A 15333-nucleotide genomic window follows, 5' to 3' on the forward strand; every position below is an offset into this window, starting at 1 on the left:
GTGCCCCCTTGATGACCAGTCGTTCCGTCCCCCGGGACGGTCGGGCGCGGGAACCGTTCCGGCCCGTGGTTCGTCCCATCGTCAGGAGTACGGGATGCCGTTCACGCCAAGCCATGTGGCGGCGGTGCTGCCCGCGCTGCGCGGTTCCGGCTCGGGCGGGGTGCGGGGTCGCGGACCGCTGGTGGCCGCCGCGCTGGTGGCCGGTTCCCTCGCGCCCGACGTGCCGTTCTTCGCCGACTCCGTGCTGCCCGGCTGCCATCGCCTCGGCCGCGTCACGCACGGCACCGCCGGCGTGCTCATCGTCGACCCGCTGCTGGCCGTCGCGTTGACGGTCGGCTGGGCCGCTGTACGCCGCCCGGTCATCGGCCTGCTGCCGGCCGCCACGGCCGGCCGCGTGACCCGCGCCTTCGGCGGCCCACCGCACCACGTGCCGCATCGTGGCGTGTACGGCCTGGCGCGGTTCTGGGCCTCGGCCGCGCTCGGCGCCGGTACGCATGTGGTCTGGGACGCCTTCACGCACGGCGGCCGCTGGGGTGTGCGCCGCTTCCCGGTCCTGGACCACGAGGTGGCCGGCGTACCCCTGCATCACTGGGCGCAGTACGCGAGTTCAGCGGCCGGCCTGGCGCTCGTCGCGACGTGGACCAGCCGCACACTGCACGATGCGGACGAGAAGTTGACGGAGCGGGAGGAACGAGGGGTACGGCGGACGAGGGCGCGGCTGCGGCCGGAGGTGGGAGGGGCTGCGGGGAAGGGGCCGGTGGCGGAGGAGCCGACGGAGGGGCTCGTGGCGGAGGGGCTGGCGGAGGCGAGGCGGACGGCGGCGGAGTGGGCGACGGGGCGGGCGACGGAGCCGGGGCAGGCGACGGAGCGGGAGCAGGCGGCAGAGCCGGAGCGGGCTACGGAGCCGGCTCGGTGGCGGGGGCGAGGGCAGGGGCAGGGGCAGGGGCAGGGGCAGGCGACAATCGGCTCATCCGATCAACGCCCTTCAGTGAGCGTCGTATTGACGTCCCGTCAACGAATCGCCGGGATCACGCTCCTCGCCGGCTGCGCTCTCGCCGGTGCGGTGGCCCGCTGCCGCCGGGACCGGCCGGCGGGGCTGTCCGGGCTGATCGCCTCGGTGTCGTTCGGCGCCGGCGGCTGGCTCCCGGCCGGTGCGGCGGCGCTGGCTCTGGCCACCCGTCGGCGGACTGCGGCAGGGTGACGACAGGCGCCCCGGTGCTGACGGACCGATGCCAGAGCCTGGTGACCGTGAACCGGTGACGGCGGACCGGCGCCTGCGTCCGCCAGCACGGTACGGAGTCCGCCGACGCGCGGTACGGAGGTGACCGCGTCCGCCATCAGGCCGCAGTAGGGAGGCGGCGGCGTCCGCCACTCCCCCGTACCGCGCGGTCGTACAACCGCCGCCGCACACCCCGTACCGCGGGCGCGCGCTCAGTGCGCGGCGGACTCCCAGTCGGCGCCGGCGCCGATGGAGACGTCCAGCGGGGCGAGCAACGGGTAGGCGGTGCTCATCTGTTCGCGGACGACCTCCTCCACCCGGGTGCGCTCGCCGGGGGCGACCTCCAGCACGATTTCGTCGTGCACCTGGAGCAGGGTGCGGGACCGCAGCCCCTCGCCGGTCAGCGCCTGGTCGACACGGAGCATCGCGATTTTGACGATGTCGGCGGCCGAGCCCTGGATGGGGGCGTTCAGCGCCATGCGTTCCGCCATCTCGCGACGCTGCCGGTTGTCACTGGTGAGGTCGGGCAGGTAGCGGCGGCGGCCGAGCAGGGTCTCGGTGTAACCGGTGACGCGGGCCTCCTCGACCGCCCGGTGCAGGTAGTCGCGCACCCCGCCGAAACGTTCGAAATACCCCTCCATCAGGCCCTTGGCCTCGTCCGGGCCGATCCCCAGCTGCTGGGAGAGGCCGAACGCGGACAGGCCGTAGGCCAGCCCGTACGACATGGCCTTGATCTTGCGGCGCATCTCGGCGTCGACGGCGTCCTTGGCCACGTTGAAGACCTGGGAGCCGACCGTGGTGTGCAGGTCCTCGCCGCTGGTGAACGCGGCGATCAGGCCCTCGTCCTGCGACAGGTGGGCCATGACGCGCAGTTCGATCTGGCTGTAGTCGGCGGTGAGCAGCGACTCGAATCCCTCCCCGACCACGAAGCCGCGGCGGATGGCGCGGCCCTCGTCGGTGCGGACCGGGATGTTCTGCAGGTTGGGGTCGGTGGAGGAGAGCCGGCCGGTGGCGGCCACCGTCTGGTTGAACGTGGTGTGGATGCGGCCGTCGGGGGCGACGGTCTTGATCAGCCCCTCCACGGTGGAGCGCAGCCGGGCCTGCTCGCGGTGGCGCAGCATGATGACCGGCAGTTCGTGCTCGGTCTGGCCGGCGAGCCAGGCCAGCGCGTCGGCGTCGGTGGTGTAGCCGGTCTTGGTCTTCTTGGTCTTGGGCAGGCCCAGTTCGTTGAAGAAGACCTCCTGGAGCTGCTTGGGCGAGCCGAGGTTGAACTCGTGGCCCACCGCGCGGTGTGCCTCCTCGACCGCCTGCTGCACGGCACCGGCGAACTGCTGCTCCAGGCTTTCCAGCCACTCGCGGTCGGCGGCGATGCCGTGCCGCTCCATCCGGGCCAGCAGTTCGGAGGTGGGCAGTTCGACGTCGCCCAGCAGTTCGATCGCGCCGACCTCGGCCAGCCGGGTGCCGAACTCCTCGCCGAGGTCGACCACCGCCCGGGCCTGCGCCATCAGCTTGTCGGCCTCGGCGCCCTCCTCGACGCCGAACGCCAGCTGTCCGGTCTCCGCCTCGGCCGGCTCCAGCTCACGGTGCAGGTACTCCACCGACAGCACGTCCAGCGCGAAGGAGCGGCGCCCGGGCTTGATGAGGTAGGCGGCCAGCGCGGTGTCCATCGCCACGCCGCCCACGGTCCAGCCGTGCTCGGCGAAGACCCGCATGACGCTCTTGGCGTCGTGCATCACCTTGGGCCGCGCGGCGTCGGCGAGCCAGCCGGCGAACGCCTTCTCGTCGTCCTCCGCCAGGTGGGCCGGGTCGAACCAGACGGCTGGCCCGTCGGCCGTGGCCAGCGCGATCTCGCTGACCGTGCCGGCGCCCAGCGCCCAGGCGTCGACGGTGGCCACGCCGAGCCGGTCCGTGCCGTGGCCGTCCAGCCAGCCGGGCAGCGTGCCGGCCTCCAGGGCGTGTCCGTCGATCGCGACGCCGGGGTCGACGGGGGCGTCGACGACCTGCTCGGCGCCGGGATCGGCCGCGTAGACCCGGTCGCGGAAGTTGGGGTGGCGGAACTCCAGGACGTCCATCATCACGTCGAGCGTGGCACGGTCGTACGGGCGGCGGTCGAGGTCCTCGGGAACGCTGTCCAGCGCGACGTCGCGCACCATCTCGGTGAGGCGGCGGTTGAGCTTGACGGCGTCGAGGTGGTCGCGCAGATTCTGCCCGGCCTTGCCCTTGACCTCCTCGACGCGGGCCACGAGCTCGTCGAACGACCCGAACTGCGTGATCCACTTGGCGGCGGTCTTCTCCCCGACGCCGGGGATGCCGGGCAGATTGTCCGACGGGTCGCCGCGCAGGGCCGCGAAGTCGGGGTACTGCGCGGGGGTGAGGCCGTAGCGCTCCTCGACCTTCTCCGGGGTGTAGCGCGTCAGCTCCGACACGCCCTTGGTCGGGTAGAGCACGGTGACATGCTCGGTGACCAGTTGGAACGCGTCCCGGTCGCCGGTGACGATCAGCACCTCGAAGCCGGCCGCCTCCGCCTGGGTGGCGAGCGTGGCGATGACGTCGTCCGCCTCGAACCCGTCGACCGCGAACCGCTTGACGCTCATCGCGTCCAGCAGCTCACCGATCAGCTCGACCTGGCTGCGGAACTCGTCCGGAGTGGCCGACCGGGTCGCCTTGTACTCCGGATACTCCGACAAACGCCACGTCTTGCGCGAGACGTCGAACGCCACCGCGAGGTGCGTGGGCTTCTCGTCACGCAGCGTGTTCGCCAGCATGGAGGTGAATCCGTAGATGGCGTTGGTGGTCTGCCCGGTCGTGGTGCTGAAGTTCTCCGCGGGCAGCGCGTAGAACGCCCGGTACGCCAGCGAGTGCCCGTCGAGCAGGAGCAGGCGCGGCCGGTCCGCGCCCCCCGCCGTGGACCCCTTGGCCTGCGGTGCCGCTGTTGCTGTCTTCGTTGCCTTTGCTGCCACGTTCCGATCCTCCCACGGACCACTGACAGCACCCGGCCACCCGCGCGCCCGGCGAAGTGGGAGGATCGGTGACAGAGCGCGCCGAGCCGCCCGACGGCACCGGAAGGTACGAGAAGAGGTCACCATGGCAGGCAAGCCCCCCGCCCACGACCCGGTCCAGGACGCGCCGCGGGTCGGCGCACCGCAGCACGCGGCCGCCGGACTGACGGCGGTGGCGCAGTCACTGCGGATCGCCCAGCGGCAGATGGGCGTGACGCGTACCGCGCTCACCCTGCTCAAGGTCAACCAGGAGGACGGCTTCGACTGCCCGGGATGCGCCTGGCCGGAGCCCGGCAAGCGGCACCGCGCGGAGTTCTGCGAGAACGGCGCGAAGGCGGTGGCGGAGGAGGCGACGCTGCGCCGGGTGACGCCCGAGTTCTTCGCCCGGCACCCGGTCGCCGACCTGGCACGGCGCAGCGGCTACTGGCTGGGGCAGCAGGGACGGCTGACCGAGCCGATGTATCTGCCGCAGGGCGCGGACTCCTACCAGCCGGTGCCGTGGGACCGGGCGTTCGAGATCATCGCCGACGAACTGCGCGCGCTGGACGGCCCCGACGAAGCGGTCTTCTACACCTCGGGCCGCACCAGCAACGAGGCAGCCTTCCTCTACCAGCTGTTCGCCCGCGAATTCGGCACCAACAACCTGCCGGACTGCTCGAACATGTGCCACGAGTCGTCGGGTTCGGCGCTGACCGAGACGCTGGGCGTCGGCAAGGGCAGCGTGCTGTTGGAGGACCTCTACCAGGCCGATCTGATCATCGTCGCGGGGCAGAATCCCGGCACCAATCACCCCCGGATGCTGTCGGCGCTGGAGAAGGCGAAGGAATCCGGCGCACGGATCGTCACCGTCAACCCGCTGCCCGAAGCAGGACTCGAACGGTTCAAGAACCCGCAGAACGCCAAGGGACTGGCGGCCGGCGGCACCGCGTTGTCCGACCTGTTCCTGCACATCCGGCTGGGCGGCGACCAGGCGCTGTTCCGTGCGCTGAACGCCCTGCTGATCGAGGCGGACGACAGCGCGCCGGGTACTGTGCTCGATCGCGACTTCATCGACCGGTATACGCACGGATACGAGGAGTTCGCGGCGGCCGCCCGGGCGGTGGACCGGGAGGAGACCCGCACCGCGACCGGCCTGCCGGACGAGAGCGTGGACGAGCTGCTGCGCATGGTCCTGGAGGCCCGGAGCGTCGTCGTGTGCTGGGCGATGGGCCTGACCCAGCACAAGCACGCGGTTCCCACCATCCGCGAGGTCGTCAACTTCCTGCTGCTGCGCGGAAACGTGGGCCGGCCCGGCGCCGGCGTCTGCCCGGTACGCGGCCACAGCAACGTGCAGGGCGACCGCACCATGGGCATCTTCGAACGTCCGGCGCCCGCCTTCCTCGACGCCCTGGAGCGGGAGTTCGGCTTCGCCCCGCCGCGCGAGCACGGTTACGACGTGGTGCGGGCCATCCGCGCGCTGCGCGACGGCGACGCCAAGGTCTTCCTCGCCATGGGCGGCAACTTCGTGGCCGCCTCCCCCGACACGCTGGTCACCGAGGCGGCGATGCGGCGCGCCCGGCTGACCGTGCACGTCTCGACCAAGCTCAACCGCTCGCACGTCGTCACCGGCGCCCGCGCCCTCATCCTGCCGACGCTGGGGCGCACCGAGAAGGACGTCCAGGCGGGCGGCGCGCAGTTCGTCACCGTCGAGGACTCGATGGGCATGGTGCACGCCTCACGCGGCAGCCTGGCGCTGTCCAGCCCGCACCTGCTGTCGGAGCCGGCCATCGTGTGCCGGCTGGCCCGGGCGGTCCTCGGCCCGGACAGCGTCGTGCCGTGGGAGGCGATGGCGGCCGACTACGACCGGGTACGCGACGCGGTCTCCCGCGTGGTCCCCGGCTTCGAGGACTTCAACACCAAGGTGCGGGCCCCCGGCGGCTTCACCCTGCCGCACGGCCCGCGCGACAGCCGCACCTTCCCCACCGCCACCGGCAAGGCGAACTTCACCGCCGCCCCCATCGAGTACCCCCGGGTACCGCAGGGCCGGCTGCTGTTGCAGACGTTGCGCTCGCACGACCAGTACAACACCACGATCTACGGCCTCGACGACCGCTACCGCGGCATCAAGGACGGGCGACGCGTCGTGCTGATCCACCCCGACGACGGCCGCGACCTGGGGTTCGCCGACGGTACGTACGCCGACCTGGTCGCCGAGTGGACGGACGGCGCAGAACGCCGCGCCGAGGGGTTCCGCGTCGTGCACTATCCGACGGCACGGGGCTGTGCGGCGGCGTACTACCCGGAGACCAATGTTCTGGTGCCGCTCGACCACACCGCCGACACCAGCAACACCCCGGCCTCGAAATCCGTCGTCATCCGCCTGGAACCCACCGCGGTACCCGGCGCCCCGGCCACGCGGCGTCCGTGACGAACGACACCCGGTAACCGCCGTCCCGCCGGTGCGAAGTCCTGATAGGACGGTGCCAGTTCCCGGCCGAGGGGGCGGGCGATCCACGATCGGAGCACGACAGCATGGGCGAGCAGGCCGCAGTGACGTTCCCGCCGGAGGTCATCGAGGAGTACGCGGGTCTCGGAATCGATCTTCCCGCGCTGTTCTCCGCCGGACACCTCGGCACCCGCATGGGCATCGAGGTCGTCGAGGCCTCCGCCGAGCGCGTCGTGGGCACCATGCCGGTGGAGGGCAACACCCAGCCGTACGGCCTGCTGCACGGCGGCGCCTCCGCGGTGCTCGCCGAGACCCTCGGCTCGGTCGGCGCCATGCTGCACGGCGGACCGCACAAGCTCGCCGTCGGCGTCGACCTCAACTGCACCCACCACCGCGGCCTGCGCTCCGGCGTGGTCACCGGCGTCGCCACCCCGGTGCACCGCGGCCGTTCCAGCGCCACCTACGAGGTCGTCATCTCCGACGACCAGGACCGCCGGATCTGCTCCGCCCGCCTGACCTGCATGCTCCGGCCGTCCTCACCCAACGGGCAGACGGCCTGACGGTCATACGGTCCGACGGGGCTTCGGTCCGACCGGCTTACGGTCCGACGGGCCTACAGTCCGGTCGGAATACGGTCCGGTCGGCATACGGGCTTCCAGGCTTCCGGCCCGATGGCTCGACGGCCTGACGGGCTTCCGGAGCCGCAAGGTCGGCCGCGGCAAGCGGAAGACGACGGAACGGGCCGGGCGCTGGTACGCCCGGCCCATTCCGCTTGTCTTCCCTACGATCATCCGATCCGTACGATCATCCAATCCGCGCCGGTCAACTGCCGGAACCACCGACCTCGTCGATGACGGCCTGGGCGACCTGCTGCATGGACATCCGCCGGTCCATCGAGGTCTTCTGGATCCAGCGGAACGCGGCCGGCTCACTGAGTCCGTACTTGGTCTGCAGAGCGCTCTTGGCCCGGTCGACCAGCTTGCGGGTCTCCAGCCGCAGCGACAGGTCGGCGATCTCCGTCTCCAGCGCGCGCAGCTCGGTGAACCGCGAGACGGCCATCTCGATGGCCGGCACCAGATCGCTCTTGCTGAACGGCTTGACCAGGTAGGCCATGGCCCCGGCATCCCGGGCCCGGTCCACCAGTTCGCGCTGGGAGAACGCGGTGAGCATCAGCACCGGGGCGATCCGCTCCTTGGCGATCCGCTCGGCCGCGGAGATACCGTCCAGCACAGGCATCTTCACGTCCAGGATCACCAGATCGGGGTGGTGCTCCTGGGCCAACTCGACGGCGCGCTGCCCGTCACCGGCCTCGCCGACGACGTGGTAGCCCTCCTCTTCCAGCATTTCCTTGAGGTCGAGCCGGATCAGCGCCTCGTCCTCCGCGATCACCACACGCGTGGTGTGCGGCGGTACGTGATCTCCGCCCACGGTGCTTGTGGCGGTCACGTCGTCCACCGTGCTCTTCTCATCAGGGGCGTCAGCGGCGCTCACTGGGCTCCTCGCTTCGGGGTGGGTGCTGCCCTTGAGCCTACCTGGGTGACCAGTGAGCCTCACAGGCTGTACGCTGACGCTTGCGTTCCCCGCCGGGTTGGTGGAATGGCATACACGGATGTCTCAAACACATCTGCCCGAAAGGGCTTGCGGGTTCGAGTCCCGCACCCGGCACCTCAGCACGCTTCACGGGCCCCGCGAATCCGCCGGGCCCCTTTTTCGTTTCCTGCTTCCCGTTTCCCGCACCCGCGCCTTCCCGCCGCCGGGTCGCGTCGCACTCGGCCTCCGGCTTCTCGCCCGTACCTTCCCACCACTGGGTAGCGCTCAGCTTCCGGGCCTTCCCGCCTCGCTCCCCCGGCCTTCTCTCCTTACTCCTGGGCGACTCCGGCCGCCCTCTCCTTGCTTCCGCTTACTTCTGCCCCGCACTGCTGGGCTGCTGGCCGTCGTCTCCATCTTCTGGCCGTTGTCTCCGCCCCTGCTCTCTCCTGACTTGCTGCCTTCTGGCCTTCTGGCCCTCTGGCCCTCTGGCCTTTCGATCTTCTGCCGCGGGACCTTCTGTCCCTCCAACCTTCCCCCCTTATGGGGCGAACGGCTCCGCCTTCCCGTCGCCGGTTCGACGCTTTTGGCCTTGCCACCGATGGAGTCGACGGCCCCCTGCCTCCTCGTCACGGGGTCAAGGCTCTCGCCCCTCTCGGCCTGTCGTCGGCGCTCCCGGCCTCCCCGCCGTGGGGCCGACCATGCCTCTCGGGGTCGTCGATCACTCGTTCGAGCTATTTCGTCCCTGTTCGATAGGCACGGAGTGAGAATTCAGTCACGCTCTGTACATGAACTACTTCACGCAGATGATCAGTACCGTCCGGCGCGCCCTCGCGGCGGCCCGCGCGGTAATCGAGGAAGCACGCGGCGCGGGAGCGGCCAGCGTGGCTCGACATCGGGCTTCCGCAACCGCAGCGCGAGCCGATTACGCGTCCGCTGCCGCACGTTGGACACTCGTCGAATCGGCTGAACCGGACACCGGACATGTGCCACGCCGTACGCGGATTCCCCCGGCGAGCACCGACCCCATGGCAGACGAGAGGTGGGGGCGACGAGCCGTCCGACGGGCCGTCGCCGCGTTCCTGGTTGCTGTCGAAGGGAGAGCGGGCAGGGCGGACGAAGCCGGGGCCGAGGCTGACGGAGCCATGGCTGACGCGGCCGGGGCCGGAGCTGACGGGGCCGGGGCCGGAGCCGCCGAAGCCGGTGCCGGTGCCAGTACCGCGAACAGAGTGGTTGCCGCTACCGCCGCCGGGCGCGAAGCGGCCAGCGCCGAAGGTACCGCCGTCACCGTCACCACCGGCGCCGGCGCCAAGGGCGCAACACCCAGGGCCAACCATGCCAACGCCTGTGCTAGCACCGCTGCCGCTGAAGGTGCCGATGCCAGCACCGCTGTCGCTGCCGATGGCGATGGCGAAGCAATCAGGGCCGGCCATGCCAACGCCGGCACCGCTGCCGCCGACCGCGCCCCCACCGCAGACGGCACCCCCATCAAGCCCGCAGCGGGCAGCGCCGACGACGCCGACGACCGCAAGCCCACCCGCCGCAAGACCAACCCTCGCAAACCCGACCGCCCCAAAACCGCCAGCCGCAAGGTCGACCCCAGCAAGGCCACCCCCCGCAAAACCGCCCGCCGCAAGCCCACCCCCAGCAAAGTCACCCACCCCGGAGCCGAACAACCATCATCCGGCGAAGCCCGAAGCGGAAGCCGTACCTCCCCCATCCCGACGGACGGAGTGCCGGAGCCACGGGGAACGGCGGAAACGGCGGAAACGGTCCACGACACCGGTTCGGCAGGGCGCCGTACGACCACCCCCGACACCCACCCGAAGGCCATCAACCGCCGGCCTGAAGCCAGTTGCCCCGGTGCGAGAACGGTGGCGCGCGGCGGGAGCCGGGGCTCAGCTCAGGTCGTGTTCGCCGACGTGGTGGACCCGGACCATGTTCGTGGTACCGGGGACGCCGGGCGGGGAGCCGGCCGTGATGACGACGACGTCGCCGCGCTGGCAGTGGCCGAGGCTGAGCAGGTGGCGGTCGACCAGTGCGACCAGGTCGTCGGTGGTGCGGGCGACCGGCGCGAGCACCGGTTCGACGCCCCAGGACAGGGTGAGCCGGCAGCGGGTGGACTCCTCCGGAGTGAGCGCCATGACCGGGATCGGCGACCGGTAGCGCGACAACCGGCGGGCGGTGTCGCCGCTCTGGGTGAACGCCACCAGGAAGCGCGCGCCGAGGAAGTCGCCCATCTCGGCGGCGACCCGGGCCACGGATCCGCCCTGGGTGCGCGGCTCGGTGCCCTCCGACAGCGCGGGCAGACCGGCGGCCAGCATGTCGGTCTCGGCGGCCATGACGATCCGGGCCATGGTGCGCACGGTGTGGTCGGGGTACTTGCCCACGCTGGTCTCGCCGGAGAGCATGACCGCGTCGGTGCCGTCCATGACGGCGTTGGCCACGTCGGAGGCTTCGGCGCGGGTCGGGCGGGAGGCGTCGATCATCGAGTCGAGCATCTGGGTGGCCACGATGACCGGCTTGGCGTTGCGCCGGGCCAGGGTGATGGCGCGTTTCTGCACCACCGGGACCTGTTCGAGCGGCATCTCGACGCCGAGGTCGCCGCGGGCGATCATCAACCCGTCGAAGGCGGCGACGATCTCCTCCAGCCGCTCGACCGCCTGCGGCTTCTCGATCTTGGCGATGACCGGGATCTCGCGCCCCTCCTCGGCCATGATCCGCCGCACCGCGTCGGCGTCCCGGCCGCTGCGCACGAACGACAGCGCGATCAGGTCGGCCCCGGCCCGCAGCGCCCAGCGCAGGTCGGCGGTGTCCTTGTCGCTCAGTGCCGGAACGTTGACGGCGGCGCCGGGGAGGTTGATGCCCTTGTGGTCGGAGACCAGGCCGCCCTCGATGACCAGGGTGCGCACCCGGGGGCCGTCGATGCCGGTGACCTCCAGCACGACCCGGCCGTCGTCGACCAGGACGCGCTCCCCCGGGCTGACGTCGGCGGCCAGCCCCGGGTAGGTGGTGCCGCAGTGGTGCAGGTCGCCCTCGACGTCCTCGGTGGTAATGGTGAAGGTGTCGCCGCGTTCAAGGAGTACCGGGCCCTCGCGGAAGCTGCCGAGTCGTATCTTCGGGCCTTGAAGGTCGGCCAGCACGCCGACGCCGCGCCCGGCCTCGTCCGCCGCCTTGCGTACGTGCCGCAGGCGGTCCTCGTGCTCGGTGTGGCTGCCGTGGCTCAGGTTGAGGCGGGCCACGTCCATTCCGGCGTCCACCAGGGCTTTGATCCGGTCGTAGCCGTCGGTGGCGGGGCCCAGGGTGCAGACGATCTTTGCTCGGCGCATAATACGACCATACGACTTACCCGGCAGTAGGGAACCTGGGACAGGCCACGCGCCAACTCCCCTCTCGTCAAGGGTTGTTGACATTCACGGGCGTCAGCCGAGGTCGGGCGGCATGATCGTGAAGTGGGCGGCGGCAAAGGCCCGGACGGTCCGCCGCGCCGGTTCGAGGTCGGGGACCGTCTCGGGTTCCGGGGCCGGGGCGTCGGGCGTGGCGGGGATGGGGCGCCCGGCCCGGCCGACCGGCCAGGGGCGGGGGGCGAGTCCCGGGTGGACCGCGACGCCGTGCGGCGCGCGCGATTACGCCGAAGTGCTCGGCTCCCAGGTCGTCGCCCTGCTGGAGCTCGCCGACCAGGGGGTGCGGGCCGTGCGGCAGGCGGCGGATTCCGGCCACAACGACCAGCAGGGCCCCTTGACCCGGGTGAGGTCCAGCGCGGCCCCCGCCTCCTCCAGTCCTTGAACCGCACCTTCCGGCCTGTCGACCCGGGGGAGGTCCAGCGCGGTGAGCCAGGTGGCCAGGTCGCCGAGCGCGGTGAAGGTGAAAGCGCGTCGTCACGGGTCGCCTGACGGCCCACCCGGCGGTGGTGGGCGGGTACGCGTTCGCCGCAGCCCCTGCCGAGGTCAGGGGTGATGACCAGGGCGCTGGTGTCGAGCTTGTCGACGGCCTCGCCGGAGCCGTTGACCGGCTCGATGGCGCGGTGTTGCGGCGGGCGAGGTCGTCGAGGGCGGCTGGAGCGATCAGTGGCGCGGGCGGTGACGTGATGCCGATGCGGGCGAGTTCCGGTTCGGCCTCCGCGGTGGCCTCGCCGCGCACGGCGAGGTGGGCCTGCGGGTGGCCGCGCGGGGCCGGGGCGTCGGGAGGGGTCAGGTGCCCGCTGTCGCCGCCTGGTTGGCACCGGGGCGTGCAGTCGGCCGGGCGGGGGCGGTCGCGCCGTGGCTCTGGACCGGCAGGCCGGGGTGCCGGGCGGGGTCGAGGCCGAAGGTGGTGAAGGCGGTGCGGCGCGGCAGCCGGTAGGTGTCCGGACGGTACGCGGAGTTGAGGATGACGGCGGACCGCCAGGCGCCCAGGCCCAGGTCGGGGGTGCCGACGCCGTGGCTGTGGTGTTCGGCGTTCTGCAGGTAGATGCCGCCCGAGATCCGCGGGTCGGTGATCACCCGGTGCTGGGCGTCGATCCGGGGGCGGCCGGCCGAGTCGCGGCGCAGGTAGGGCTCCAGCGGGGCGAGCAGCGGTTCCAGCGGGCGGCCGCGGTAGCCGGTGGCGAGGACGACGGCGTGGGTGCGCAGCCGGCTGCTGGTGCCCTGCTGGTGGTGTTCGAGGTGCAGTTCCAGTTCGTCGTTGCCGATACGGCCGCCGGTGCGCACGGTGGTGCCGGGGGTGATGGTGATGTCGGGCCAGTGCGGTTCGGTGTGGTGCGGGGTGAGGGTGCGCTGGTAGAGGGCGTCGTGGATGGCGCCGATGGTGTGCTGGTCGATGGCCTTGTGCAGTTGCCACTGCTGGGGGAACAGGCGGTCGCGGACGCTTTCCGGGAGCTGGTGGTAGTAGCGGGTGTAGTCGGGGGTGAAGTGCTCCAGGCCGAGCTTGCTGTACTCCATGGGCGCGATGGCGTCGGTGCGGGCGATCCAGGTCAGGCCGCCGAGCCCGGCCGGGCGGTGCCGCAGCAGGTCGAGGAAGACCTCGGCGCCGGACTGCCCGGCGCCGACGACGGTGACGTGGTCGGCGGTGAGGAACCGTTCCCGGTGCGGCAGGTAGTCGGCGGAGTGGTGCACCGGTACGGCGGGTGAGTCGGCCAGTGGGCGCAGCGGGCCGGGGACGTGCGGCACGCTGCCGATGCCGAGCACGACGTTGCGGGCCCGGGTGCGGCCGGTGGCGGCCGGTTCACCGTCGGGGGTCAGCCGGGTGTGGTCGATCTCGAACAGTTCCGCCTCCTGGTCCCAGCCGACGGCGTCGACGCGGTGGCCGAAGTGGCAGTTGGGCAGCGAGTCGGCGACCCAGCGGCAGTAGGCGTCGTACTCGGCGCGGGTCGGGTGGAAGCGTTCGGACAGGTAGAACGGGAAGAGCCGCTCGCGGTCGCGCAGGTAGGCGAGGAACGACCAGGGGCTGGTGGGGTCGACCAGGGTGACCAGGTCGGCGAGGAACGGCACCTGGAGGGTGGCGCCGTCGATGAGGATGCCCGGGTGCCAGCGGAAGGCGGCGGCCTGGTCGTAGAAGGCGGTACGCAGCCCGGGGACCGGGGCGGCGAGGGCGGCGAGGCTGAGGTTGAACGGGCCGACGCCGGCGCCGGCCAGGTCGAGCGGCTCGTCGGAGCCCGGGGCAGGGGGGGTGGTGGCCGTCATCGGTCGGGTCCTTCCGGGGTGGCGCGCGCGGCGCGGGTGACGTGGTCGAGCAGGGCGTCGAGCGCCGCGTCGGGGGTGTGCGGGTTGAGCAGGGTGGCCTTGAGCCAGAGCCGGCCGTCGGCGTGGGAGCGGCCCAGGACGGCGGTGCCGGCGGTCAGCAGGGCGCGGCGGATCGCGGCGACCCGCGCGTCGTCGGCGTCGTGCGGGCGGAACAGGACGGTGCTGATGGCCGGGGGTGCGTGCAGGGTGAGGCCGGGGTGCCGGTCGACCCGGTCGGCGAGGCGGCGGGCCTGGTCGCAGACCCGGTCGACGAGGGCGCCCAGGCCGTCGCGGCCGAGCGCGCGCAGGGTGACGGCGATCTTGAGGACGTCGGGGCGGCGGGTGGTGCGCAGCGAGCGGCCGAGCAGGTCGGGCAGGCCGGCTTCGGTGTCGTCGGCGGCGTTGAGGTAGTCGGCGCGGTGGTGCAGCGGGCGCAGCGCGGTGGCGTCGGGGACGGCGAGCAGCCCGGCGGCGACCGGCTGCCAGCCGAGTTTGTGCAGGTCGACGGTGACCGAGGCGGCGGACTGCAGGCCGTCGAGCAGGGCGCGGTGGCGGGCGCTGAACAGCAGGGGGCCGCCGTAGGCGGCGTCGACGTGCAGTTCGGCGCCGTGGGCGGCGGCGGCCTCGGCGAGGGCGGGCAGCGGGTCGACGGCGCCGGTGTCGGTGGTGCCCGCGGTGACGGCGAGCAGGGCCGGGGTGCCGCGCAGCGCGCCGAGGGCGCTGTGGACGTCGACCGGGTCCAGCACTCCGGCGGGGGTGGCCAGCGTGATGGGCGCGGGCAGGCCGAGCAGCCAGGCGGCGCGCTGGACGCTGTGGTGGCCGGCCTGGCCGCGGACCACCTGGACGCCGCGGGCGCCGGCCGCGCGGGCGCGTTCGCGGGCGAGCAGCAGGGCGAGCTGGTTGGACTCGGTGCCGCCGGTGGTGAGCAGGGCGTCGGGCTGCGGCAGGTCGGGGTAGACCAGGGCGGCGAGCCCGGCGGCGGTGTCGGTCTCCAAGGTGGCGGCCGCGGGGGCCTGCTCCCAGGAGTCGAGGGACTGGTTGAGGACGCTGACCGCGAGGTCGGCGGCGGCGGCCACGGCCAGCGGCGGGCAGTGCAGGTGGGCGACGCACTGCGGATCGGCGGGGTCGGCGGCGCCGGCGGCGAGGGCCCGCACCAGGGTGCGCAGGGCCTCGCCGGCTCCGGTGCCGGCGGCGGGCAGGCCGGGCGGGACCGCGGAACGCAGCCGGCGGGCGACGGGGGCCGGGCCGCCGGGCGGCAGCGGACCCTCCCGGTCGGCGGCCCCGTCGGCGAGCGCGGTCAGGACGATGTCGAGCAGGGGCCGCAGGGCTTCGGGCCCGGCGGCGCCACCGGCCAGCGCGCAGCCGTCGGGCAGCGGGATGTCGGGCGGGGCGGGCATCGGCGGCGTTTCCTTCCGGGTCCGGCTCGGTGAGTGCGGGGCACGTCACGCGTGCGTCCGCAGGCTC

At 72.6% G+C, this 15333-nt stretch carries 9 protein-coding genes and 1 tRNA gene; 5 read left to right on the forward strand and 5 right to left on the reverse strand.

What is annotated here, in order from left to right; translation table 11 throughout:
* Positions 1-94 precede the first annotated feature (94 nt).
* The gene (locus tag POF43_RS10710) at positions 95-1201 is read left to right on the forward strand and encodes a DUF4184 family protein (RefSeq protein WP_282704525.1); all 1107 of its coding nucleotides are present in this window, start codon (positions 95-97) and stop codon (positions 1199-1201) included.
* A 230-nt stretch (positions 1202-1431) separates the two neighbouring features.
* Here the strand turns inward: POF43_RS10710 and polA are convergent, their stop codons facing one another.
* Positions 1432-4179, reverse strand: a complete 2748-nt coding sequence (gene polA / locus POF43_RS10715) for a DNA polymerase I (protein ID WP_271315756.1) — start codon at positions 4177-4179, stop codon at positions 1432-1434.
* 124 nt (positions 4180-4303) lie between these two features.
* On the opposite strand from polA, the gene POF43_RS10720 reads away from it, so the two are divergent.
* Both POF43_RS10720 and POF43_RS10725 read left to right on the forward strand, forming a co-directional pair.
* Complete coding sequence (locus tag POF43_RS10720; RefSeq protein WP_271324173.1) at positions 4304-6625, forward strand: FdhF/YdeP family oxidoreductase; 2322 nt, start codon at positions 4304-4306, stop codon at positions 6623-6625.
* A 104-nt stretch (positions 6626-6729) separates the two neighbouring features.
* Positions 6730-7203, forward strand: a complete 474-nt coding sequence (locus tag POF43_RS10725; RefSeq protein WP_271315754.1) for a PaaI family thioesterase — start codon at positions 6730-6732, stop codon at positions 7201-7203.
* A gap of 262 nt (positions 7204-7465) precedes the next feature.
* On the opposite strand, the gene POF43_RS10730 is transcribed toward POF43_RS10725, so the two are convergent.
* Positions 7466-8134: an ANTAR domain-containing response regulator gene (locus tag POF43_RS10730; RefSeq protein WP_372515952.1), complete on the reverse strand. Its 669-nt coding sequence runs from the start codon at positions 8132-8134 to the stop codon at positions 7466-7468.
* Between the two features lie 91 nt (positions 8135-8225).
* On the opposite strand from POF43_RS10730, the gene POF43_RS10735 reads away from it, so the two are divergent.
* Positions 8226-8308, forward strand: a tRNA-Leu gene (locus POF43_RS10735).
* Positions 8309-10068: 1760 nt separating this feature from the next.
* Here the strand turns inward: POF43_RS10735 and pyk are convergent.
* Positions 10069-11499 carry a pyruvate kinase gene (gene pyk / locus POF43_RS10740; protein WP_271325839.1) on the reverse strand — a complete coding sequence of 477 codons (1431 nt, stop codon included), beginning with the start codon at positions 11497-11499 and terminating at the stop codon, positions 10069-10071.
* Between the two features lie 307 nt (positions 11500-11806).
* On the opposite strand from pyk, the gene POF43_RS10745 reads away from it, so the two are divergent.
* A complete protein-coding gene (locus tag POF43_RS10745; protein ID WP_282704526.1) occupies positions 11807-11956 on the forward strand; it encodes a hypothetical protein in 150 nt (49 codons plus the stop codon).
* A 404-nt stretch (positions 11957-12360) separates the two neighbouring features.
* Here POF43_RS10745 and POF43_RS10750 read toward each other — a convergent pair whose 3' ends face one another.
* Both POF43_RS10750 and POF43_RS10755 read right to left on the reverse strand, forming a co-directional pair.
* On the reverse strand, positions 12361-13830 hold the full coding sequence (locus POF43_RS10750; protein WP_271324649.1) for a lysine N(6)-hydroxylase/L-ornithine N(5)-oxygenase family protein: 1470 nt from the start codon (positions 13828-13830) through the stop codon (positions 12361-12363).
* Positions 13827-15266, reverse strand: coding sequence for a pyridoxal phosphate-dependent decarboxylase family protein (locus POF43_RS10755; protein WP_271314238.1), 1440 nt, complete (start codon positions 15264-15266; stop codon positions 13827-13829). Before POF43_RS10755 ends, POF43_RS10750 begins: the two co-directional genes overlap by 4 nt.
* Positions 15267-15333: the final 67 nt, after the last annotated feature.

Source organism: Streptantibioticus silvisoli (assembly GCF_027947535.2).
In the GTDB taxonomy this organism is placed as follows: Bacteria; Actinomycetota; Actinomycetes; order Streptomycetales; family Streptomycetaceae; genus Streptantibioticus_C; species Streptantibioticus_C silvisoli.